At 66.7% G+C, this 22,407-nt stretch carries 17 protein-coding genes; 10 read left to right on the forward strand and 7 right to left on the reverse strand.

Annotation, left to right across the window (positions count from 1 at the left end; genetic code table 11):
• Nucleotides 1-35: 35 nt before the first annotated feature.
• The 4 genes from ACXYMN_RS02770 to ACXYMN_RS02785 are packed head-to-tail and all read left to right on the forward strand — an operon-like array spanning nt 36 to nt 4,740.
• On the forward strand, nt 36-2,477 hold the full coding sequence (locus ACXYMN_RS02770; RefSeq protein ID WP_459011882.1) for a xanthine dehydrogenase family protein molybdopterin-binding subunit: 2,442 nt from the start codon (nt 36-38) through the stop codon (nt 2,475-2,477).
• 17 nt (nt 2,478-2,494) lie between these two features.
• Nucleotides 2,495-3,442: an ABC transporter substrate-binding protein gene (locus ACXYMN_RS02775; RefSeq protein ID WP_459011883.1), complete on the forward strand. Its 948-nt coding sequence runs from the start codon at nt 2,495-2,497 to the stop codon at nt 3,440-3,442.
• Nucleotides 3,435-3,914 (forward strand): (2Fe-2S)-binding protein, encoded by a 480-nt coding sequence (locus ACXYMN_RS02780; protein ID WP_459011884.1) that lies wholly within the window; start codon nt 3,435-3,437, stop codon nt 3,912-3,914. The genes ACXYMN_RS02775 and ACXYMN_RS02780 overlap by 8 nt, the downstream gene beginning before the upstream one ends.
• Nucleotides 3,915-3,921: 7 nt before the next feature.
• Nucleotides 3,922-4,740: an FAD binding domain-containing protein gene (locus tag ACXYMN_RS02785; protein ID WP_459011885.1), complete on the forward strand. Its 819-nt coding sequence runs from the start codon at nt 3,922-3,924 to the stop codon at nt 4,738-4,740.
• A gap of 17 nt (nt 4,741-4,757) precedes the next feature.
• Here ACXYMN_RS02785 and ACXYMN_RS02790 read toward each other — a convergent pair whose 3' ends face one another.
• The 5 genes from ACXYMN_RS02790 to ACXYMN_RS02810 all read right to left on the reverse strand — a co-directional run bounded on the left by ACXYMN_RS02790 (nt 4,758) and on the right by ACXYMN_RS02810 (nt 9,846).
• Entirely contained in the window at nt 4,758-5,261 is a 504-nt protein-coding gene (locus ACXYMN_RS02790; RefSeq protein ID WP_459011886.1) for a TIGR02444 family protein, read from the reverse strand.
• On the reverse strand, nt 5,254-5,949 hold the full coding sequence (locus tag ACXYMN_RS02795; protein WP_459011887.1) for a GntR family transcriptional regulator: 696 nt from the start codon (nt 5,947-5,949) through the stop codon (nt 5,254-5,256). Before ACXYMN_RS02795 ends, ACXYMN_RS02790 begins: the two co-directional genes overlap by 8 nt.
• Before the next feature lie 31 nt (nt 5,950-5,980).
• Nucleotides 5,981-7,048: an AbrB family transcriptional regulator gene (locus ACXYMN_RS02800; protein ID WP_459011888.1), complete on the reverse strand. Its 1,068-nt coding sequence runs from the start codon at nt 7,046-7,048 to the stop codon at nt 5,981-5,983.
• Between the two features lie 9 nt (nt 7,049-7,057).
• The gene (locus ACXYMN_RS02805; protein WP_459011889.1) at nt 7,058-8,698 is read right to left on the reverse strand and encodes a UbiD family decarboxylase; all 1,641 of its coding nucleotides are present in this window, start codon (nt 8,696-8,698) and stop codon (nt 7,058-7,060) included.
• A 95-nt stretch (nt 8,699-8,793) separates the two neighbouring features.
• Entirely contained in the window at nt 8,794-9,846 is a 1,053-nt protein-coding gene (locus ACXYMN_RS02810; protein WP_459011890.1) for a Bug family tripartite tricarboxylate transporter substrate binding protein, read from the reverse strand.
• A gap of 198 nt (nt 9,847-10,044) precedes the next feature.
• On the opposite strand from ACXYMN_RS02810, the gene ACXYMN_RS02815 reads away from it, so the two are divergent.
• The 3 genes from ACXYMN_RS02815 to ACXYMN_RS02825 are packed head-to-tail and all read left to right on the forward strand — an operon-like array spanning nt 10,045 to nt 14,662.
• The gene (locus ACXYMN_RS02815) at nt 10,045-12,063 is read left to right on the forward strand and encodes a tripartite tricarboxylate transporter permease (protein ID WP_459011891.1); all 2,019 of its coding nucleotides are present in this window, start codon (nt 10,045-10,047) and stop codon (nt 12,061-12,063) included.
• Nucleotides 12,064-12,086: 23 nt separating this feature from the next.
• Entirely contained in the window at nt 12,087-13,850 is a 1,764-nt protein-coding gene (locus ACXYMN_RS02820) for a thiamine pyrophosphate-binding protein (RefSeq protein ID WP_459011892.1), read from the forward strand.
• Between the two features lie 8 nt (nt 13,851-13,858).
• Nucleotides 13,859-14,662, forward strand: a complete 804-nt coding sequence (locus ACXYMN_RS02825; RefSeq protein WP_459011893.1) for an alpha/beta fold hydrolase — start codon at nt 13,859-13,861, stop codon at nt 14,660-14,662.
• A 64-nt stretch (nt 14,663-14,726) separates the two neighbouring features.
• Here the strand turns inward: ACXYMN_RS02825 and ACXYMN_RS02830 are convergent, their stop codons facing one another.
• Together ACXYMN_RS02830 and ACXYMN_RS02835 are read right to left on the reverse strand one after the other, a co-directional pair.
• A complete protein-coding gene (locus ACXYMN_RS02830; RefSeq protein WP_459011894.1) occupies nt 14,727-16,085 on the reverse strand; it encodes an ATP-binding protein in 1,359 nt (452 codons plus the stop codon).
• Nucleotides 16,085-16,816, reverse strand: coding sequence for a response regulator (locus ACXYMN_RS02835; RefSeq protein ID WP_459011895.1), 732 nt, complete (start codon nt 16,814-16,816; stop codon nt 16,085-16,087). Before ACXYMN_RS02835 ends, ACXYMN_RS02830 begins: the two co-directional genes overlap by 1 nt.
• 240 nt (nt 16,817-17,056) lie before the next feature.
• Here ACXYMN_RS02835 and ACXYMN_RS02840 point away from each other — a divergent pair, with 240 nt between their 5' ends.
• The 3 genes from ACXYMN_RS02840 (at nt 17,057) to ACXYMN_RS02850 (ending at nt 22,184) form a co-directional block, all read left to right on the forward strand.
• Nucleotides 17,057-17,734 carry an EF-hand domain-containing protein gene (locus ACXYMN_RS02840; RefSeq protein WP_459011896.1) on the forward strand — a complete coding sequence of 226 codons (678 nt, stop codon included), beginning with the start codon at nt 17,057-17,059 and terminating at the stop codon, nt 17,732-17,734.
• Nucleotides 17,735-17,883: 149 nt separating this feature from the next.
• Nucleotides 17,884-19,065, forward strand: a complete 1,182-nt coding sequence (locus ACXYMN_RS02845; RefSeq protein WP_459011898.1) for an efflux RND transporter periplasmic adaptor subunit — start codon at nt 17,884-17,886, stop codon at nt 19,063-19,065.
• A complete protein-coding gene (locus ACXYMN_RS02850) occupies nt 19,062-22,184 on the forward strand; it encodes an efflux RND transporter permease subunit (RefSeq protein ID WP_459011900.1) in 3,123 nt (1,040 codons plus the stop codon). Before ACXYMN_RS02845 ends, ACXYMN_RS02850 begins: the two co-directional genes overlap by 4 nt.
• Nucleotides 22,185-22,407: the final 223 nt, after the last annotated feature.

The raw sequence follows: 22,407 nt of genomic DNA on the forward strand, positions 1-22,407 counted from the left end.
CATACAGCAATAGGATCAAGTCGGACCTTCACGCCATGAGCGAGCATGAAAACGGCAGGCAGGACGCCCCGGACGCCGCACCTGCCCGTGCCGGTCCCTGCACCGAATTGCCCGACGGATGGGCCTATGACGCGGCCACATCGGGGATCGGCACGCTCTCGGTGGACCTTTTCCGCAACATCGGCAAGCCGTTGAAACGGCGCGAGGATCGTCGCCTTGTGACCGGACATGGCCGGTTCACGGACGACTTTTCGGTGGCCGGGCAATGTTATGCCGCCATGGTCCGCGCGCCCTACCCGCATGCCCGGATCAGGGGGATCGACAAGACCGCCGCGCTGGCGATGCCCGGCGTGGTCGCCGTCCTGACCGGGCAGGACGCGATGGCGGACGGGCTGGGCCCGATCCCCCACAACCCGGTCCCCTCGACCCGGTTCGATGTCAAACTGCGCGCGCCGGATGGCAGCATGCCGTTCATCGGTCCGCACCTTCTGCTGCCCACCGACAAGGCGCGCCATGTCGGCGAAGCGGTGGCGATGGTTGTGGCCACGTCCCGGGCCGCCGCGGAAGATGCCGCCGAGCTGGTGGAAATCGACTGGGAGGAGTTGCCACACGTCTCGGACAGCCTCGATGCGATCAAAGACGATGCCCCCAAGGTCTGGGACGCGGTCAGCCGCAACACGCTTGTCGACAGCGAGTTTGGTGACAGGGCATCGGTCGATTCGGCGTTTTCGACAGCGGCCCACGTTGCCCGCGCGACATTCCACATCAACCGCGTCACCGCCGTCACGATGGAGCCGCGCGCGGCGCTGGCCGACTACGACCCCGACACCGGTCGCTCGACGCTTTATGCAGGCAGCGGGGGGGCGGTTCGGCAAAAGCATGAACTGTCGCAGGTGCTGGGCATCGACCCCGAGGACCTGCGGGTGCTGTCCTACGACGTCGGCGGCAATTTCGGGGCGCGCAACCGGGTCTACGTGGAGTTCGGCCTGGTTCTCTGGGCATCGCGTCGCCTCAAGCGGCCGGTCAAGTTCACCGCCACCCGGTCCGAGGCGTTTCTGACCGACTACCAGGGGCGCGACCTGCACACGCGCGTCGAACTGGCGCTTGATGCGGACGGCAAATTCCTGGCGATGCGGGCGGACAACATCTCGAATGTGGGGGCGCGCTGCGTGTCGCTGTCGCCGCTGTCGAAAGGGTCGGGGCTGATTACCGGCTCGTATCACATTCCGCACGCGCATCTGCGGGCCCGCGCGGTGTTTACCAATACCATGTGTACCCAGGCCTATCGCAGTTCCGGGCGGCCCGAGGTCACCTATGCAATCGAGCGGCTCGTGGATATCGCCGCCGAAGAGATGGGCATAGACAAGATCGCCCTGCGCCGCCGCAATCTGATCCCGCCCAGCGACATGCCCTACCGCAACGCTTCGGGGTCGATCTATGACAGCGGCACGTATGAAGCCAATATGGACCGGGCCATGGCGATCTTCGACTGGAGCGCCATCGACGTCCGCCGTGCCGATGCCGAAGCGCGCGGCAAACGGCTTGGCGTCGGGCTTGCCAACTATGTCGAAAGCTCCATCGGATCGCCGAGGGAACGGGCCGAGGTCACCGTCGCACCCGACGGTCAGGTCGAGGTCGTCATCGGCACGCAGCCCTCTGGCCAGGGGCACGAGACATCCTTTGCCCAGGTCGTCGCGGACATGTTGCAGACACCGGTCGAACAAGTGCAGATCGTCATCGGCGACACCGACAAGGTCAGCATCGGCGGCGGATCGCATTCCGGCCGTTCCATGCGGCATGCGGGCACGGTGATGGCCATGGCCTCGGCGGATCTGCTTGCCAAGGCGCGAATGATGGCCGCCGAGCGGCTTGGCTTCCCGCCCGAAGAACTGGACTTCGAGGATGGGGCCTTTTCGCACCGGGAGTCGAACCAGAAGGTCACGCTGGCCGACCTCTCGACCCCCGAAGAGCCGCTGTTCGCGGCCCGCACGAACGAGATGCACGCCCCGGTCTTTCCGAACGGCACCGCCATCTGCGAGGTCGAGATCGACCCCGTCACCTGCCAGATCGCGGTGACGCGCTATGCCTCGATCGACGATGTGGGCCGCTGCATCAACCCGCTGATCGTACATGGCCAAAGCCATGGCGGCATCGCCCAGGGCGTCGGTCAGGCGATGTGGGAAAACTGCCCGATCGATCCGGATTCGGGTCAGCCCTTGGCCGGATCGCTGATGGATTACGGGCTGCCGCGCGCGGACAGCGTGCCGTTCTTCGACTGCGAAATCTCGGAAGTGCTGTCGCCCACCAACCCGTTCGGCGTCAAGGCGGGCGGCGAAGGCGGCACGACGCCCGCACTGGCCACCGTGACGCTGGCCGTGCTCGATGCGCTGCGCCCTCTCGGCGTGCGGGATATCTCGATGCCAGTCACACCGGAGCGTCTGTGGCAGGCGCTGTCCGCGACCTCTGCCCGCTCGTGAAAGGAGACCCCGACAGCATGACCCATGCGCAGCACAAGACCCGCGTCATCGCCTTTCCCGGCGCGCCGAACCTGCCCATCTTCGCCGCCCTGGAAGAGGGGTTCTTCGACGCCGAAGGCGTCGCGGTCGAGATTGAACTGACCCCGTCGAGCATCTATCAGGCCGAACAGGTGTCCGCGGGCGCATTCGACGTGGCGATGACGGCGTTTGACAATGTCGTCGCCTATACCGAGGGGCAAGGCGCGGCGGGACCGGACGTCGACCCCGATTACGTCGTGGTGATGGGGGCCACGCAGCTTGAACTCAGCCTGATCGTCGCGCCGGATGTGACGCGGTTCGAGGACCTGCGTGGGCGCTCCATCGCGCTCGACGCCAAGGATACCGGCTTTGCCTTCGTGCTGACCGAGATGCTCGAACGCGCGGGCCTGTCGAAAAACGACACCGACTACGTGGCCGTGGGCGCAACCCCCCAGCGGTGGCATTCGGTGCAGGCGGGCGCGCATGCGGGCACCCTGACGATCGAGCCATTTACCACCCTGGCGACGCGGGCGGGCTTCAACGTCTTGCAGAAATCGACCGACATCCTGCGCTCTTATCAGGGCGGCGTGATGGCGGCCAATCGCGGCTACTTGCGCGACCACAAGAACGCCCTTGCCGCCTTCATGCGCGGATACCTGACAGCGCTGGACTGGGTGCGCGACCCCGCCAACCGCGACGCCGCGGCGGCGCATCTGCAAAAGCACATGCCCGCCATCAAGCCGCAGGCGGTGGCTCCGGTGATGGCCAGCCTGCTCGACCCGACATCGGGGCTGACCCCCGGCGGCGATATCCTGCCCGAGGGAATGGCCTGCGTGCTCGACCTGCGCAGCCGCCACGGGTCGGGCGGTCGCGTGCTGTCCGGTCTCGATCGCTACCTCGACCTGTCGCTCCTCGAGGCCATTCGCAACGAGGCCCGGGATGAGTGACGTCACCATAACCGTCAACGGCCTTCCGCGTCACGCCGACGTCGAGGACCGGACCTTGCTGGTCGACTTCCTGCGCGGCGAGCTTGCCCTGACCGGCACCCATGTCGGCTGCGATACCTCGCAATGCGGGGCCTGCACCGTCATCCTCGACGGGCAATCGGTCAAGAGCTGCACGGTGCTGGCGGTGATGGCCGATGGCGCCGAAGTGCGCACCATCGAAGGTCTGGCCGATGGCGACACCCTGCACCCGGTTCAACAGGCGTTCTGCACGCAGCATGCCCTGCAATGCGGGTTTTGCACGCCGGGGATGATCATGGCCGCGGTCAACATCCTCGACCGGTACGGCACCGATGTGGACGCGACACTGGTGCGCCATCAGCTCGAAGGCAATCTTTGCCGCTGCACCGGCTACCACAATATCGTCAAGGCGGTGCTTGATGCCGCGGAGCAGATGAAACGCGCGGCGGAGTAGTACGACGATGATGTATGCCTTCACCTACCACCGCGCGACGACGCTGGACGATGCCCGCGCGGCGTTCGACGGCGCCGAGGATGCGACCTATCTGGCTGGCGGTCATTCGCTGCTGCCGACGATGAAGAACCGTCTGGCCGCCCCCGACCGGCTGGTGCACCTGTCCGGGATCCCGGACTTGCGCGGCATCCAGCGCGACGGCGACCGGCTGATCATCGGCGCGGCGGAAACCCATGCCGACGTGGCGGCCTCTGCCCTGGTGCAAGAGACGATCCCGGCGCTGGCCCGGATGGCGGGCTCGATCGGCGATCCCCAGGTGCGCCACCGTGGTACCCTGGGCGGATCGGTCGCCAACAACGACCCTGCCGCCGATTACCCGTCCGCAGTGCTGGCGCTGCGCGCGACGGTCCACACGACCGCGCGGCAGATCGCGGCGGACGACTTCTTTCAGGGCATGTTCACAACCGCGCTCGACGCGGGCGAGATCATCACCCGCATCGCTTTCCGGGTCCCCGACAGCGCGGGATATGCCAAGATGCGCAACCCGGCGTCGCGTTATGCGCTGGCGGCAAGCCTTGTCGCGCGATACCCCGACGGCGTGCGGGTCGCGATCACCGGCGCGGGCAACGATGGCGTGTTCCGGTGGTCCGAGGCGGAGGCGGCGCTTGACGGGTGCTTCGAAGAGGCCGCGCTTCGGGCGCTGCGGATCGGCACCGGGACCATGATGTCCGACATGCACGCCAGTGCGGCCTTTCGCGCGCATCTTTGCGCTGTCACGACCGCCAGGGCGGTGTCCCATCAGGGCGGCCTGACCCTGCTGTCCTGAAAGGCGCTCCTGCCCCGTCAGGCGGCCTCTGCCGCGGTCACGAGCGGGGCGATCAGCCGTTCGGGAATGTCCGCGCCGCCGGAATAATGCGCCAGTGCAGCGGCAAGGTTGTCGCGAACGGCCCCCTGCCCCGTCGCCGGAAATGTCTGGTCCACCCAGAACGCCAAGGCTGCCAACTGGATCTTTTCGGCGTGAAGTTCGGCGCGCTTGACCTCGGATCTGAGCGCCTCTGTCCCGTCGAAGCCTGCCACCAGGGCCCCCGACTTCAGGCGACGCCGAAGCGCGCGCAAGGGTTGGACTGTTTCGCTGCGCCACGCGCCGATCCGGGCCTCGACCAGCGCCATGCCCGACGCATCGAGCACCGCGCCGCGCCGCGCCATCCAGAGCGCGGTCAGAAGAACCGGCACATCCGCACCGAAACTGTCCTGCAAGGTCAAACAGCAGGTTGACACGTCGTCGCCGCCATAGACCCTCAGCGCGAAGTCCCAGAGTGCGTCCGCGACATCGGGCCGATCAGTCATCGCCATCCGTCTCGGTCACGAACGGCAAGGCCGACCGCGCTGCGTTTTCCACATGGGATCGCGCGGCAAGGGCAGCGGCGTCCCCATCATACGCGAGGATCGCGGCCTTGAGCGCGCGGATTTCCTCGATGGATTGGCGTTGCCGTGCCGCGCGCACCACCGACTGACTACGAAGCTGGGCAGTGCGCAGGGTCAGGCGGCTCAGCAACTCGTGCGCGACCCGGTTGTCTGCCACATCGCAGACAAAATCGTAAAGCGCGCGCTTGGCATCGACGATCGGCATCAGGTCGCCGCTCTCATAGGCAGCGATGATGTTGTCGCACAGCGTGCCCGCCCGGTCCCGCGACTGCGCGTCCGCCTTGTCGAGGAATTGCGCGATGATCAGCGCTTCGATGTCGGCGCGAATGCGGTAGATATTCTCGGCGTCCCGGCGCGAGATCTTGACGACGGTCAGGCCCCGCGCGCCAAGTTGCGCCACGACGCCTTCGGCCTCGAGTTCGCGCAGCGCTTCACGCAGCGAGGTGCGGCTGACCCCAAGCTGCTCGCACAGGGACTTTTCGACCAGCCGATCCCCGGGCCTGAGATCGCCCTGCTCTATCGCACGGCGCATCGCTTCGATGATCTTTGCGCGCAACGGGGCGGGCTGGAATTGAATGGGGGACAATCCGCCGGTTTTCATTTCTGACATGCTACTTGCCCTCCATCATTTCCGCGCGGTGTTACCGTCCGCCACGCCAACCGCCGCCTTTGATCGCCTTGAAGACGATCGGTGCGATCAGAACGATCATGCTGATACGCAAAAGATGGTGGCTTGCTACGTAGGCGATGTCGGCGTCAATCGCCAGAGCGACAAGGCTCATTTCCGCAAGCCCCCCGGGCGAATAGGCCAGAACGACCTGTTCCAGCGTCTGGTTGAACAGACCAAACAGCAGACCCGCGAAGGCGAAGGTGACGATCAGCATGAGCACCGTCGCCCCTATGCTGAGACCGATCGCGCGCAGGATCATGCGCGGCGAGGCCCCGACGAACCGGCACCCGATGATCGTTCCGAGAAAGACCTGCGCGACGATGACCAGTTCTTGCGGCGGCGGGCTGTCGGTCAGGCCGACCAGATGGACCATGGCGCTGACGATCATCGGCCCCAGCAGCATCGGTGCCGGAAGCCGCAACACCTTGCCCAGAAAGTACCCGGTGACCCCCGCTACGAAAAGCACGACAAGTTCGATTGCGGGGATGCTCATCAGCGGCGTGCCGAATTGCGTGCGGTTCGACAGGTCCACATGCTGGATGAGCCGAAACCAGACCGCAACCAGCGCCACCACGACGACGATCCGGCTGGCATGCGCCAGCACGATGGACCGCTCGTCGCCCCCCATCTCCTTGCCGACGATCATCATCTCGTTGAGCCCGCCCGGCATCCCCGCGAAATAGGCGGTGGGCAGATCGAAGCCCCCGAAATAGCGGTAATAGGGAATGACGATCGCGCCGCTGACGGCGATATACACCGCGAGAAACAGAAACGAGAGCGACCAGACACCCAGTTGATCGAAGATCTCGGGGGTAAAGCCCGACCCCAGCATGACACCGATCACCACCACCACGTAAGGACGCGCGCGCCCGGGCGAGGCCACCGGAAGCCGCAGCACCGCGGCGAGTGTGTTCGCGATCATCGGTCCCAGCATCCAGGGCAGCGGCAGCGTCGCCCAGTTGAACAGCAGCCCGGCGGCGGCACCAAGCGCCAGCGCGAATGCGATGTTGGGCAGCCCGCGCTTTCCGTCATCGGCCATGCGCGTGCCTCACTGCCCGGTCTCTTCGATGTCCCGCGTCGGCGTTTCGGGCTTCATGCCGCCCCGCTGGCGGGCACGCGTGAGCGCGCCGTTGGCCTCCCAGTCGCCCGCGACCGCGCGGTCGGCGTATTCCGACCAGAGGTCGGACCAGTCGCCCAGCTCGTAGCCGTGCCAGGGCGGTTGCGGCGTCAGGCGCGGCAGTTGCAGCTCTTCCCAGATCTCGCGCGCCCGGGTCATGTAGGGCTCTCGCGGCAGGGCCAGCGGCGGCATGTCCGCTTTAAGGGTCGCATCGATCATCAGGGTCGAGTCCGAACTGCCCCGCCCCGACTTCGGCCCGTGCCCGCCCGAGCGATAGGGCGTGACGTGAATATCCGTCGACAGGTTCGCCCGGTAGGCGATGGACCAGAAGATCGCGTCGGCGTTGTTGGGCTCGATGTCTTCCGACACCGCGATCACCACCTTGCCGCATTGCGCCTGCAAGGCAGCGGCACCCTGCAGGCCGCGCCAGATCTCGGTCTGCGGCGCGCTGCGGTCGAACTGCAGGAAGATCACCTTGCGGATGTTGGTCAGCGGTTCGTGCATCACCACGCGCTTGATGCCCTTGACGTTCAGCGCATGCCTGAGGTGTTCAAGATAGAGCGGCTCGTAGGCCACCTTTTTCAGGGTCGAGCTTTCGCTTGGCGTGACCTGGCTGACGATCGAGACGAAGACCGGCTTCTTCTTCATGGTGATCGCGGTGATCTGCATCGACATGTTGAAGTCTTCAAGCGCCACATGGCCGTGGCTTTCGCCAAACGGGCCTTCGGGTTCAAGGTATTCGGTGGCGATCTCGCCCTCGATCACGATTTCCGCATCGGCGGGCACTTCAAGATCGACGGTCTTGCATCTGACGGTCCGCACCGGCGCGCCGATCAGCCCGCCCGCGACCGCCATCTCGTCCTGATCGATGGGCAGCTTCTGCGGGCCGGTGAACAGCACCGCCGGGGCGCAACCGATGACGATGGCCACCGGCATCTTTTCGCCGCGCGCCTTGTATTTCAGCCAGTGCTGGTAGCCGCCTGCGCCGCCCAGCCGACTGGCCATCCGCACGCCCAGGCGGTCGCGGGCCTTCAACTGGCCGCGATAGGTGCCCATGTTGCGGATGCCGGACTCCGGGTCTCTGGTGACGACAAGCGTCGCCGTCAGATACGGTGCCGCATCGAATCCCGGGGTCGAGATAGGCACTGGCAAGGCGGCCATCCCGCCGCCGTCGCGGGTCAGATCGTCGCCCGTCATGACGACCTCCTGGCAGGGCGCATCGGTCACGGTGACGGGCGGGATCGGGGTCTGCATCGCGCGCACCCAAACCTCGCCGATCTCGGCCTCGGGCACGCCAAGACCCGCGGCATAGATCTCTGCGTTGGCGGCCAGCGCTCCGACCGTGACCGGGATGTCGTAGCGCTTGCCCTTGCCGTCGATCACGTCGCTGAACAGGAACGCCTTGCGATCCTCGGCGGGGATACCGCCCTGGAACTGCCAGCGCGCCAGGGGATGCAGTTCGCTGTCCTTGTCGATGGGGCGTGCGATACGTGTCAGCAGCCCCCGCTGTTCCAGCCGTGCCAGGTGATCCTGCAGATCGATGGGGGCCTGGGTCCTGCGCGCGTTCGACATCGTCTCTCACCATTCATGGAGCGCCGTTCCCGGCGACGGGAACAGTGCGTGTTCTCGGGTTGCCCGGCCAGCGCACGTGTCGCTGGCCATGGTGCTTATTTGGCATCTTCCGCGTCGGAGGTATCGATGGCCGCCCTGACATCGGCAAGCAGTTCCTCGCTCGCGCCCATGATCTCGGCCATCACCGCTTCCATCTCTTCGCCGGAGGCGGCGTTGATGATCGCCTTGCGCTGTTCGGCGGCGGCCAGGAAATCCTCGTCGGTGATCATCGCCTGGAACGCCTCGCGCAGCCCCTCGATGATGTATTCGGGCGTGTCGGGATGGATCATCATGGACCGCCCGATCGGTGCCGAGGCCCCGAGATAGCGCAGCACCGCCTTGCCTTTGGGATCGTCGGTGAGGTCCTGCATCAGCGGTACGTCCTGAAGGTCGGGGTCCCGCTCCAGCCCGGTCTGGACCACGATCTTGAGCGTCCCGTCCCCGAGGTCGCCCGGATCGGACACGAAGGAGGCCCAGTTCTGCGACAGCATGTCCGCTTCGCCGCGCAGCGCAGCGAGCACAGTGGCCTGCGAGCCGTCATATCCGCAGATCAGGCGCAGTTTCATCCCGGCCGCGTTCTTCATCGCCGCGGCCTGCTGCGCCGAGCGCGCGTTGCGCCCCGTGCACGCCACGATGACCTCGGTATCGCGCATGTCCTCGGCGGTATCGATCTTGTCGGCGCGGACCGCGAAGGCGGCGTTGGCGGTCGAGAAGCGACCGATGTACCGGAATTTGGCGGCGTCCCAGCTTGCCGCGTCCGGACGCAGATGCTGGATGTGGCCCAGGCTGTCGGGGAAGATGCCCACGGTCAGCCCGTCGGGGTCGGTGTTGTTCAGAAAGAACGCGGCCCCCTTGCGACCGCCGCCGCCGGGCATGTGCTGGACGATGACGTTCGGATCGCCGGGAATATGCGCGCCCATGAACTCGGCAGCGAGCTGGGCGTACAGGTCGTAGGAGCCACCGGGCGGGTGCCCGACCATGATGGTCAGCGTTTCGCCGTCATAGACCTCCTCAAGAGATTGCGCCGCCGCGTCCTGCGGCATCCAGGCCGCCGTCGCCGCAACCGCGCCGATCGCAGCCGCCGAGCGGAAAATGTGTCCGAACTTCATGTTGATCCTCCCTTCACGATAGCCCGCATCGGGGGCACCCCCGGCCTGCGGCTTGCACCGATCGGCAACGCGGCGGATGTCGCGGCGCACCACAAATCGGTTGTAAGTAATACTGTCATACATTATGAGGAAGTGCAATCGGCCCGATCGATGTTCGGCAAGCAGCTGGTCCGGTCTTGCGTCAAGGGAGGATTTCGTATGATCGAAGCGGCTCTGGAGGCGCTGTTGATTATCGCAGATCCAGCGCGGCTGGTTTTCGTTGCGCTTGGGACGATCCTGGGCCTGATGATCGGCGTCATTCCCGGAATCGGCGGTCTTGTCGGACTTGCGCTACTTCTGCCGTTTACCTTCTCGATGGATCCCTACACCGCGCTTGCCTTTCTGGTGGGCGTGCAGTCGGTAACCACCACCTCCGACACGATCCCCGCCGTCCTGTTTGGCGTTCCCGGCACCTCGGGCTCTGCGGCGACCGTCCTTGACGGGCACCCGATGGCCAAGAAGGGCGAGGCCGGGCGCGCCTTTGGCGCGGCCTTCACCGCCTCGGTCTGCGGCGGCCTGTTCGGTGCGGTCGTCCTCGCGATGTCGATTCCGATCCTGCGGCCGTTCATCATGGCCATCGGCACGCCCGAACTGCTGGCGATCTGTCTTCTGGGCCTGACGCTGGTGGTGTCTTTGAGCCACGGCGCGCTGTTCAAGGGGCTTGTCGCGACCGCGGTCGGTCTGCTGCTTGCCACCATCGGCGACGAGCCCCAGACCGGAGAGTTGCGCTGGACATTCGGCACCTTCTACCTCTGGGACGGGCTGAGCCTGGTGCCCGTCGCGCTCGGGCTCTTCGCGGTGCCGGAAATGATCGATCTCGGGGCCTCGAAGCGGGCGATCGCGCGGGAAGGTCACAAGATGTCCCCCTGGGACCAGCTTGAAGGTGCGCGCGACGCGTTCCGCAACTGGTGGCTGGTCCTGCGCTGTTCGAGCATCGGCACGTTCCTCGGGTCGATCCCCGGGCTCGGGGCGAACGTCATCGACTGGATATCCTACGGCTACGCGGCCCGCACCGTCCCGGGCGCGCGCGAGACCTTCGGCAAGGGCGATGTGCGCGGCGTCATCGCGTCGGAAAGCGCCAACAACGCCAAGGAGGGCGGCGCGCTGGTGCCGACGCTGGCCTTCGGCGTGCCGGGGTCCGCCTCGATGGCCATTCTGCTGGGCGCGTTCCTGATCCACGGCATCGCGCCCGGACCCAACATGCTCGATGCGCAACTCGATGTGACCTTCACGCTGATCTGGACCGTGGCGCTGGCAAACATCCTTGGTGCAGGCATCTGTTTCGGCCTCGCGGGTCAGTTCGCCAAGGTCGCCATGGTCCGCGCCGGACTGCTGGTGCCGCTGGTCTTCGGCATCATGATCATCGGGGCCTATCAGGGCGCCAAGGACTATGCCGACCTGATCGTGCTTCTGGGCTTCGGCCTGCTGGGCTGGGTGATGAAGCGGCTGAACTGGCCGCGCCCGCCGCTGATCCTGGCCTTCGTGCTGGGCGGGCTGGTCGAGAACTACCTGTTCATCTCGCAATTGCGCTATGGCTTCGGCTGGATGCTGCAGCCCCTGCCCTTCGTGGTCACGGTGATGATCGCGTTCCTACTGCTGCGCCCGCTGGTGGTGCGCTTCCTGCCCATGTGGAACACGCGCCAGTCGCAGCTCGGGTCGGCCTCTGCGAAGACCGACGGCGGTGGCGCGACCCATGCCAGCAGGTCCGAGCTGGTGTCGGACCTGACCATGTGGGGCGTTGCGGTGGCGCTGATGGTCTATGTCTACTTCAGTGCCGCGGGCTGGCCCGCGCCTGCCAGGATGCTGCCGCAGACCGTTGCCGTCGGCGGGCTGATCGCGGCGGTCGGGTACTTCGTCTTTCGCGCGCTGGGCAAGATCCCGCCGCTGCGCACCGACCAGAGCGAGCCCTTGCCAGCGGTGGTGAAGCAGGCGGCCTGGCTTGCCGGTCTCGTCATCGGCGTCAAGCTGATCGGCATGGTTCCCGCCATCGCGGTCTTTGCCCTGTGCTACATGCTGATCGAGGGCAAGGTGCGCCCGTTCCACGCGATCCTGATCCTGATCCCGTTTCTCGGCGGCATCCTGTTCCTGTTCCACAACATGCTGCACATTCCCTGGCCGCAATCGCTGCTGGGCGACGTCTTTCCCGAATTCCGCAAACTGACCCAACGCCTGATCTGAAGGCCGCAGACAAGGAGAGTCCCGTGGACAAACCGACCGAGGAAGCATCCGCAGACACGACGTCGCCAAACCATGCGCTCTACGGCAGCGACCTCATTGCCGAGGCGCTGCGCGAACAGAACTTTCCCTATATCTGCCTCAATCCCGGTGCCAGCTATCGCGGGTTGCATGACAGTCTGGTCAACCATCTGGGCAACAGGACGCCCGAGATCATCACCTGCATGCACGAGGAACACGCGGTCGGCATCGCGCAGGGCTATGCCAAGATCACCGACACCGCGCTGGCCGTGGCGGTGCATTCCAATGTCGGGCTGATGCACGCCTCGATGGGCATCTTCAACGCCTGGTGCGACCGCACGCCGATGCTGGTGATCGGCGCGACCGGCCCCATCGACGCGGCCAGGCGGCGGCCCTGGATCGAGTGGATCCACACCACCGTCGATCAGGCCGACATTGTACGCGGCTATACCAAGTGGGACGACCAGCCGGGATCGCCCGAGGCGGCGGTGGAGTCCATCCGCCGCGGCGTGATGCTGTCGAACACCCGGCCCTCGGGCCCGGTCTATGTGAACCTCGATGTCAGCATCCAGGAGCAGGAGATCGACGCGCGGCCGGATCTGGGCAACATTTCACACTATCCGACACCCGATGATGCGGAGCCGCCCAAAGCCGCGCTGCAAGCCGCGCTGGACATCCTGAAAGACGCCAAGCGGCCCTTCATATTCTGTGGCCGCGCCAGCCGCAGCGAAGACGAATGGACCGACCGCATCCGCCTTGCCGAAACGCTTGGCGCGCGCACCACGACCCACATGAAGCTGCCCGCGGGCTTCCCGACCACGCATCCCGCCTTCATCGGCGAGACCGGCTGGCGGCTCAAGGGGCCGGTGCTGGACGCGATCCGCAACGCCGATGCCATCGTCATGCTCGACTGGCTCGATGCGGGCAACGCGATCAAGCTGGCCTTTCCGCCGGGCAAGAACCGCCCGCCGATCATCCATATCTCGAACGACTTCCACATCCATCGCGGCTGGAACATGGATTACGGCGGGTTGCCCGCGGTCGACGTGACCATCCCCACCGTTTCCTCGACCGCCGTGTCCGCCCTGCTCGAGGGGCTCGATGCGGGCCCGGCGTGCCAGCCCCTGAAAGGGTGGGACCTGCCGGGCGTGACAGGCTCGGGCGAGATCGGCCTGATGGACCTCGCCCGCGCCTTCCACAATGCCAGCAAGCACCGCGAGATCAGCATCACCGGGCGTCCGCTGGGCTGGCCGGTCAATGCCAATGAAATAACGCACCCCCTGGGCTTTCTGGGCCATACCGGCGGCGGCGGGCTTGGGGCCGGGACCAGCATCGCGGTCGGCGCGGCGCTGGGCCTGCGCGAGATCGGGTCGGACCGGCGTGCGGTGGCGATCCTGGGCGATGGCGACTACACCATGGGCCTGACCGCGATCTGGAACGCGGCGACGCTGAAGCTACCGGTGCTGTTCCTGATCGCCAACAACCATTCCTACTACAACGACGAGGATCACCAGATCAAAGTTGCCCGCCGCCGGGGCCGCCCCGAGGAAAACGCCCCCATCGGCCAGCGCATGCAGGGACCCGAACCGGATCTCGCGGGGCTGGCGCGCAATCTGGGGCTGGAAGCGCCGGACCCGGTCACCGATCTGGCCGATCTTCCGGCGGCGCTGAACGCCGCGCTCGACCGGGTGGCGGACGGCGCCGCGATCGTGCTCGATGTGCGGGTGCGCCAGGAATATATCGGCCAGCCGCTGGTCGAGCTTTCGTGAGGACAGACATGAAGACCGAACATTTCGCCAAGGCCACCGACGGCATCAAGCTCCGCTACGTGATCTGGAAGGGCGCATCCGCGAAACATCGCGTCGCGCTGGTGCATTCGCTGGCCATGCGGGCCGAGTTCTGGGAGGCCACCGCAAAGGCGCTTGGCGACGATTGGGAGGTCCTGGCGCTGGATTGCCGGGGCCACGGGGCGTCGGACAAGCCCGCCGGGCCCTATTCGGTCGCACTCTTCGCCGACGATCTGGCGGCGGTACTGGATGACGCAGGCTGGGACCGGGCGGTGATCGGCGGGGCCTCCATGGGCGGCTGCGTTGCGCTGGCCTTCGCGGCGCAGCACGCGGACCGCGTTCGGGGCCTGGGCCTGATCGACACGACGGCGTGGTATGGCGACAGCGCCGAGGGCGATTGGGAAACCCGCGGCCAGAAAGCCCGGTCGGACGGCATGGCAGCACTGACCGATTTCCAGAAGACGCGCTGGTTCTCGGACGACTTCCGCGCCGCCAATCCCGGCATCGTGGATGCGGCGGTCGCGGTGTTCATGGCCAACGATACCGCCGCCTACCTTGAAACCTGCCGCATGCTGGGCCGCTGCGATATGCGAAGCGCCCTGCCCGGGTTCACGTTCCCGGTGGCCATCGCCGTCGGAGAAGAGGACTACGCCACCCCGATCCCGATGGCCGAAGCCATGGCCGCGGCGATCCCCGGGGCGACCTTGCAGGTCCTTGACGGCGTGCGCCACTTCACCCCGCTGGAAGTGCCCGAAAAGATCGCGGAATGCCTGCGTTCCGTGGCGGGCGCTTGAACGGCCCAACAGGACCCGACCCACAGGACCCCTGCGTCGGCCCGCCGCGCGCACCCCCGCCGGGTCACCCGACCGCTTGCAGCCGGACCGTCGCGCGCAGCCCGCCCGAGTCGCGGTTTTCAAGCGTGATGCTGCCCCCGTGCGCCAGGATGATCGTGCGTGCGATGGCAAGCCCGAGCCCCGCACCGCCGGTGCCGATATTGCGGCTGTCGTCGCCGCGCGTGAACGGGTGGAACATGTCGTCCAGACGGTCAGGCGGGATGCCGGGACCGGAATCCGCGACGGTCACGACGGCGCTCTTGTCGTCCCGCACCAGCGTCACCGTGGCATCGGTCCCATACCGCAGCGCATTGTCGATCAGGTTGCCGATGGCACGGCCCAGCCCGACGCGGCGGCCCATCACCCGGATGCCCGGCGCACCCCGGTATTGCGCGCCACGATCGTCGCAGAGCTTTGCAAGCAGCGCGTCCAGATCGAGAGACTGCATCTCTTCGCCGTCCCGTCCGTCCTTGGCATAGCTGACAAGACCGTCCGCCATCACCGTCATCTCGTCGAGCGTCCGCACCATCGCGTCGCGCTGCTCGTCGTCGTCGACCATCTCGGCGCGGATGCGCAGGCTGGTCATCGGCGTGCGCAGGTCGTGGCCGACGGCGGCCAGCATGCGCATCCGTTCCGCGTCGAACCGGGAAATCTCGGACTGCATCGCGTTGAAGGCATGCGCCGCCTCGCGCATCTCTCGCGGCCCCTCTTCGGCAACCCGCGCGCTGCGGTCGCCGCGCCCGGCGGCCCGGGCCGCCTGGGACAATTGCCGCAGCGGTTTCGTCAGCCGCCGCGCAAACACCGCTCCGACCCCGAGAACACACAGCAGCGACAGCGCCAGGAACGTCAGGAATGGTTCGCCCTTGATCGAGCCGGTGCCCACCGACCGACTTCGCGCCGTCACATTGAGCCACTCCGTCCGCCCTTGCCTTGGCGCCAGTGCGATGCTGACGGCAAGCACGCTGTCACTGCGGGAGGTGGCCGCACGATCCGTCGCTGCCGGTCGTCGCGGTTGGTCGATGAATGCGACCCGCACGCCATCGCGACCCAGGGCGTCGCCAAGTCGTTCGGCAATCGAAACCGACCGGCGGTCCGTCGCCGTCTGCGTCACCAGAGGCGTCGCCGCGACCCGCACCTGCGCATGCCGCATGGAGGCGTCGCGCACGATGGCCTGTTGTGTATCGGCATCCACGGCTTCGAGGACCGGAACAAGGGCCGCGATCCGTTCGATCGAGCGGTCATCGACGGTCTGCCGGTCAAACCGCTGCTGCTGAAAGCTCAGCACGCCCAGCCCGATCAGGTTGGCCGCGAGGATCGCCGTCGCCAGCAAAAGCGCAAAGCGCCCGGCCAGCGTATCGGGAAACAGGCGCGCCGCCCGGGCCATCACGTGGCCCCCTGACCGTCCGGGGTCACGTCTGCCACCAGCCTGTAGCCGCCGCCCCATTCGGTGACGAGGATCTGCGGGTTCTTCGGGTCGGCTTCGATCTTGCGGCGCAGGCGGCTGATCTGGTTGTCGATGGCCCGGTCATAGGCCTTGGCCTCGCGCCCGGCGGTCAGGTCCAGCAGGGTCGACCGACTGAGCACGGTGCGTGGCTGATCCAGGAAAATGCCCAGCAGGCGGTTTTCCGCACTGGTCAGGTCGACGGTCCGCCCGTCCTGTCCTGTCAGTTTCTGGGCATCGGGGTCGTGCACCCAGCCGGCAAATCCGCGCCGCCCGCTTGGCGGGGCTGCGATTTCGGGCGGTGCGCGGCGCAGGATGGCACGCACCCGCGCCAGCAATTCGCGCGGGTTGAAGGGTTTCACCAGATAATCGTCGGCCCCCAGCTCAAGGCCGACGATGCGGTCCGTTTCGTCCGCCATCGCGGTCAGCAGCAGAACCGGCGGTCCGTCATTGGCAACCAGCCACCGGCACAGGCTCAGCCCGTCCTCGCCCGGCATCATGATATCCAGGACCACCAGATGAATGGTCGCCTCGGCCAGAACCTCGCGGGCCTCGGCGGCGTGGGCGGCCAGACGGGTGCGGAACCCTTGCTTGCGCAGGTACTGGCCCAGCGGCTCGCGGATGTCGCGGGCGTCGTCGACGATCAGGATCTGGGGCGCGATGGGGTCTGTCACGGTCTGTCTCCTCGGACGCGCGCTGGCATCCGCTTTTTCAGTTGCACCCTTTGCAGCATACAAATCAATCGGTGGGCAGGCTGTTTTCGATCTGAATTGTCGCAACATGTATCAGGTCCGCGACCTGCGACAGATGGCGACAAAGCGGTGCTGGCGCTGACAAACCTCGCGGCCCAAGACCTCCTAGATAGGGATCACGCAGGCAATGACTGCCCAAGCAGAACCCCGAAAGGACACCACATGACGAACTCGAAAATCATCCCCGGCACTTTTCTTGCTGTGGCCGCACTTCTGTCCGGCCTGGCGATCGCAAACGCGCAGACCGCCCCGGACGAGAGCGACAGCAATGCGCAGACGCCGACCGTCACCCGCGTTGATTACCGCATGGATCGGGATGGTCGCGGCATGGATCGCGACAGCCGCGGTGGTCGCGGCATGCCCGGAATGATGGGTCAGATCATGAACCAGGTCGACGCCGATGACGACGGTGCCGTGACCCAGGCCGAGATTGACGCCTTCCGCGCGAGCCTGGTCGAAGGCGCGGATGCGTCCGGCGACGGCGACATCTCGCTCGACGAGTTCGAGACGATCTACCTGCAACTGATCCGCGAGCGGATCGTCGATGAATTCCAGAAGCTGGACGCGGATGGCGACGGCAACGTGACGCAAGCCGAGATGGATGACCGGTTCGGCAAGATCGTCGAGCGGATGGACCGCAACGATGACGGCAAACTGGACAGCGACGACCGGCGTGCCCGCGACGGGCGGGACGGACGCGGCGGTCATGACGGCAAGGGTCGCGGTCACGGCCACGGCCATGGCGGCGACCGCGACGGCGGGCGTGATGGCGGGCGTGATGGCGGGCGTGATAGCAACGGCGACCGTGATGGCAACGGCGACGGCATGCGGCGCAACTGATCCGCACATCGAACCGGCGGGGGCATGACAGCCTCCGCCGCATCGGTTTCGACGTCAGGGCAAGTTGCACCGGTCACACATCCGGCGGGCCCTCGGGCAGATGCCATGGCCAGACCGAAGTCCGGTCGTCAATTCTGGAGGTCTTCAATTTGCGCACGTTTTTCATGCCGGTGGTTGCCACGGCAATCCTTGCCGGGGCCTATGCCGCGACATTCGGCCTTCCCTCTCCCGTGGCGGCGCTGGTCGGCGTGGCGTCGGACGCCGCAACGGCCCCCATGGCGGACAGCGCCGCGGCACCGGGTCCTGCCGGTCCTGCCGGTGCATCCGCAAGACCCGGTCGCAGCGCCCCGGCGACAACCGTCGTCACGGCACCGCTGGACCTGCAGCCCTATGTCCGGGTCACCAACGCGATCGGCACCGCATCCGCCCTGCGCAGTGTCGATGTCGTGTCGGACGCGGGCGGCACCGTGACCGAAGTCAACCTGGCTGCCAACCGGCAGGTCGCGGCGGGCGCGGCCCTGGTGCGGCTCGATGCGCGCACCGAAGAGCTGAACCTTGAAATCGCGCAGGCGAACCTCGAGCAGGCGCAGGAAACCCTGAGCCGGTACGAGCGGTTGCGCGTCAACGGCAATTCAACGGTTACGGACGTGACGCTGGCCGACGCGCGCGTGGCCCTGCGTCTGGCGCAGGCCGCCGCCGGGCTTGCGCAGGTGGCACTGGACGACCGCACCATCCGCGCGCCTATCGCGGGACGTCTGGGCCTCAGCGATATCGGCGTCGGCGACACGCTGACCGTCGGCAGCGTCATTGCCGGCATCGACCAGTCGGATACGCTGGTGATCGAGTTCGAGCTTCCCGAGCGGATGGTCGGCGTGCTGGACGCGGCGACCGAGGTGCTCGTCAGCACCCCAACCTTCACCGGACGGGTGTTTCAGGGCACGGTCACCGCGTTTGACAGCCGCATCGACAGCATCACCCGCAGCGTCACGGTCGAGGCGCATATCGACAACGCCGATGGCAGTCTGTGGCCGGGCATGACCTTTACCGTGCGGTTGATCCAGCAAAGCGCGCCTCTGCCGTCCCTGCCTTCGACAGCGATCACATGGTCGCGCGACGGGTCGGGCGTCTGGATCGACGCGGACGGCATCGCCGAGCGGGTGCCCGTGACGCAGCTGTTCCGGCGCGATGACACCGTCTGGATCGACGCGGATATCGCCGCGGGCACGATGATCGTCACCGAAGGCGCGCAGAAACTTCGGGCGGGCGCGCGCATCTCCACCCCCGACACCCCCGACACCCCCACGCGCCCCGGCGCCAAGGAGCCGACATGACCGCGCCCGCCCCGCATCCGCGCCGATCCGGTCTGGCCGATCTTTTCGTCGGTCGTCCGATCCTTGCCATCGTTGTCAATCTGCTGATCCTGATCGCAGGTCTGGCGGCCCTTGCGGCGGTCGACGTGCGCGAAATGCCGGATGTCGACAAGCCCGTCCTGTCGGTCCGCACGAGCTATACCGGTGCCGTCCCGGCGACGGTCGACAGCGAGATCACCCAGGTCCTCGAGGACGCGCTCAGCGCGCTCGAGGGATTGTCCTACATGGAATCGACCTCGTCGACCGGGGAAAGCCGGATCACCATCGATCTGTCCGAGGGCACCGACGTCGATGTCGCCGCCAACGAGGCGCGTGAGATCGTGTCGGCCACGCTGCGCCGACTGCCCGACGATCTCGATGATGATCCGACCGTCACCAAAAGCGACAGCAACGCGGATGCCATCATCCGCCTGGCGCTTCTGGGCGCGGCGACGTTCGATGACCTTACCGCCCTTGCGGAAGGCCCTGTCTATGACCGGCTGACGACCATCGACGGCGTCGCGGAAGTCTCCGTGCGCGGCAACCGCTCGAACGAATTTCGCGTGACCCTGGACATGCCGACGCTGCTCAGCCGGGGGCTGACGATATTCGACGTCTCCGAGGCGCTGACGGCCCTGCGGGACGACACGCCACTGGGGCAGTTGGAGACGGGTTCGCAAACGCTTCCGCTGAGTGTGCGCAACGCGGCCGTGACCGTCGACAGCATCGGGCAGATCCCGATAGATGCGCATACCCGCGTCGCCGATGTGGCCTTCGTCCGGCTTTTGCCCGAGGACAACACGGTGCTGACCCGGGTCAACGGGCAAGTGGCGGTCGGCCTCGACATCACCCGCCAATCGGTCGGCAATACGCTGACCATTTCGCAGCAGGTCCGGGCCGCGGTCGACGACTTGCGCGCCGATCTGCCCGACGGGGTGGACCTGATCATCGCCTCCGACGACGGCATCTTCATCGAGGGGTCCATCGACGAGGTGGTCAAGTCCATCGGTCTGGCCGCGATGATCGTGATCGCGGTGATCTTCATCTTCCTGCGCTCGCCCCGCGCGACGATCATCCCCGCCGTCACCATCCCCGTGGCGCTGGTCGGCACCGTCGCGGCCATCTGGCTGACCGGCTTTTCGGTCAACACCATCAGCCTTCTGGCGCTCGTCCTGGCCACGGGCATGGTCGTCGACGACGCGATCGTGGTGATCGAGAACATCATGCGCAAGCGCAGGCAGGGGCTGGGTGCCTTCGCCGCAGCCGCCGCGGGCACGAACGAGGTGTTCTTCGCTGTCATCTCGACCACGGCAACGCTGGCTGCCGTGTTCATCCCGATCTCGTTCCTGCCCGGTCAGGCGGGCGGTGTCTTCGCGGAATTCGGCTTCGTGCTGGCCTTCGCGGTGATGATCTCGTCGGTCACGGCGTTGACGCTGGTGCCGGTCATGGCGGCTTTCCTCGATCCGGGCAAACCCAGCGGGCAAGACGCCGCGCCGGTCGCACCCGGGCGCGTTGCACGGGCCTTCGACACCGTCATGGACCGCGCGATCCGCGCCCCGCTGATCGTGATCGCCATCGCGGGCGGGTTCGCCATCGTCGCCGCCGGAGCGGCAGGCACCCTGTCGTCAAGCATCACGCCGGAAGAGGACCGCGGCTTTTTCATGATCCAGGCGCGCGGCGCATCTGACACCACAATCGACTACCTCGACAGCCAGGTCGCGATGATCGAGGACATCCTGACGCCCTACCGCGAAGGGGGCGACATCACCGTGGTGCAAAGCATCATCGGCGTCGGCGGCGGCACCAGCGCCTTCATCGTGGTGCAGCTGCGCGACTGGACCGAACGCGACCGCTCTCAGGCCGAGATCATCGCGGGCATCCGCGGCCAGCTTGCCACGGTACCTGGTGTCCAGGTCAGCGCGCGGTCCAGCAACAGCCTGAACATCCGCGGCGCGGGCAACGGGTTGAGCTTTGCCGTGACCGGCACCGACATTTCCGCGATGACCGCCGCCGCCGAGGCGCTGGTGGCCGAAATGGCGACCGACGCCAGCTTCGCCAACCCGCAGCTGTCGGGCGATGCGGTGCAGGTCCAGCTCGATGTGCGTGTCGATCCCGACATGGCCAGCGTGTTCGGCCTGACCCAGGCCGAGATCACGCGCACCATCAGCGCAATGGTGCAAGGCACAACCGCCGTCACGGTGTTCGAGAACGACAGCGAAACGGACGTGAACGTCGTGCCGGGCGGCCCGCCCATCGACGACCCGTCCGACCTTGAATCGATCTATCTGCGGCTGCCCGGTGGCGGCATGGTTCCGCTGTCCTCTGCCGCGACGCTGGAGCAGGTCGTGAGCCAGTCCGAGATCGAACGCCAGGGCGGATCGCTGGCCGTCTCGGTGCAGGCCAACCTGGGCGACGGCGTCAGTCTGGGCGCGGCCATGGACCGGCTGTCGATCATCGCGGCGGACACGCTGCCGGACGGCATGGGCATCGCCTTCACCGGAGAGGCGGCCAGCCTGTCGGAAAGCCAGCTTGGCATGATCATCGTGTTCGGCGTGGCCTTTGCCGTCGTGCTTCTGGTGCTTGCCGCCCAGTTCGAGAGTTTTGCCAGCGCCGTGGTCATCATGCTGACCGTGCCGTTCGGACTGGCCGCGGCACTCATGGCGATTTCCCTGACCGGCGGTTCGCTGAACTACTACAGCGAAATCGGGCTGGTGATGCTGATCGGCATCATGGCCAAGAACGGCATCCTCATCGTGGAGTTTGCCAATCAGCTGCGCGCGGCGGGCCAGGACATCGACAGCGCCATCCGCAACGCGCTGCGTCTGCGGATCAGGCCCGTGATGATGACGATGGTCTCGACGGTCTTCGGCGGGCTGCCGCTGGTCCTGACTTTCGGCGCGGGCGCGGAGGCACGCATCGCCGTGGGCTGGGTCATTGTCGGCGGGCTTGGCTTTGCCACCGTTTTCACGCTGTTCCTGACGCCGGTCTTTTATCGCTGGATCGCGGTCTGGGGGGCGGAACCCGGTCTCGCGTCCAGGCGGCTGACCCGGGAAAACGCGGCGGTCGACACCGCGGCGGCGGCCAGCACCGAGCCCGTCTAGACCGTCATGCGGCGTGACGCAGACCCCCCGCCCTTGCGCGGCAAGCCACGGCATCGGCGACCGGGACGCGTCGAGGGGTCGCCCCCTGACCCTGACCCTGCCCCTACCCCCGCCCTGCGCGAAGGCCCGATCCGCAGCCTGTCATCGGTCGTTAACCACATTTGCGTCGCATTGTTTCCCGATGGTCAACAAGGTTGGCCGTCATCCTGTCGGTCGACCAGAT

Source organism: Roseivivax sp. CAU 1753 (assembly GCF_054482575.1).

Coding starts and splice junctions, on each gene's coding strand:
- ACXYMN_RS02770 (WP_459011882.1), top strand. CDS start 36: ATGAGCGAGCATGAAAACGGCAGGCAGGACGCCCCGGACGCCGCACCT.
- ACXYMN_RS02775 (WP_459011883.1), top strand. CDS start 2,495: ATGACCCATGCGCAGCACAAGACCCGCGTCATCGCCTTTCCCGGCGCG.
- ACXYMN_RS02780 (WP_459011884.1), top strand. CDS start 3,435: ATGAGTGACGTCACCATAACCGTCAACGGCCTTCCGCGTCACGCCGAC.
- ACXYMN_RS02785 (WP_459011885.1), top strand. CDS start 3,922: ATGATGTATGCCTTCACCTACCACCGCGCGACGACGCTGGACGATGCC.
- ACXYMN_RS02790 (WP_459011886.1), bottom strand. CDS start 5,261: ATGACTGATCGGCCCGATGTCGCGGACGCACTCTGGGACTTCGCGCTG.
- ACXYMN_RS02795 (WP_459011887.1), bottom strand. CDS start 5,949: ATGTCAGAAATGAAAACCGGCGGATTGTCCCCCATTCAATTCCAGCCC.
- ACXYMN_RS02800 (WP_459011888.1), bottom strand. CDS start 7,048: ATGGCCGATGACGGAAAGCGCGGGCTGCCCAACATCGCATTCGCGCTG.
- ACXYMN_RS02805 (WP_459011889.1), bottom strand. CDS start 8,698: ATGTCGAACGCGCGCAGGACCCAGGCCCCCATCGATCTGCAGGATCAC.
- ACXYMN_RS02810 (WP_459011890.1), bottom strand. CDS start 9,846: ATGAAGTTCGGACACATTTTCCGCTCGGCGGCTGCGATCGGCGCGGTT.
- ACXYMN_RS02815 (WP_459011891.1), top strand. CDS start 10,045: ATGATCGAAGCGGCTCTGGAGGCGCTGTTGATTATCGCAGATCCAGCG.
- ACXYMN_RS02825 (WP_459011893.1), top strand. CDS start 13,859: ATGAAGACCGAACATTTCGCCAAGGCCACCGACGGCATCAAGCTCCGC.
- ACXYMN_RS02830 (WP_459011894.1), bottom strand. CDS start 16,085: ATGGCCCGGGCGGCGCGCCTGTTTCCCGATACGCTGGCCGGGCGCTTT.
- ACXYMN_RS02840 (WP_459011896.1), top strand. CDS start 17,057: ATGACGAACTCGAAAATCATCCCCGGCACTTTTCTTGCTGTGGCCGCA.
- ACXYMN_RS02850 (WP_459011900.1), top strand. CDS start 19,062: ATGACCGCGCCCGCCCCGCATCCGCGCCGATCCGGTCTGGCCGATCTT.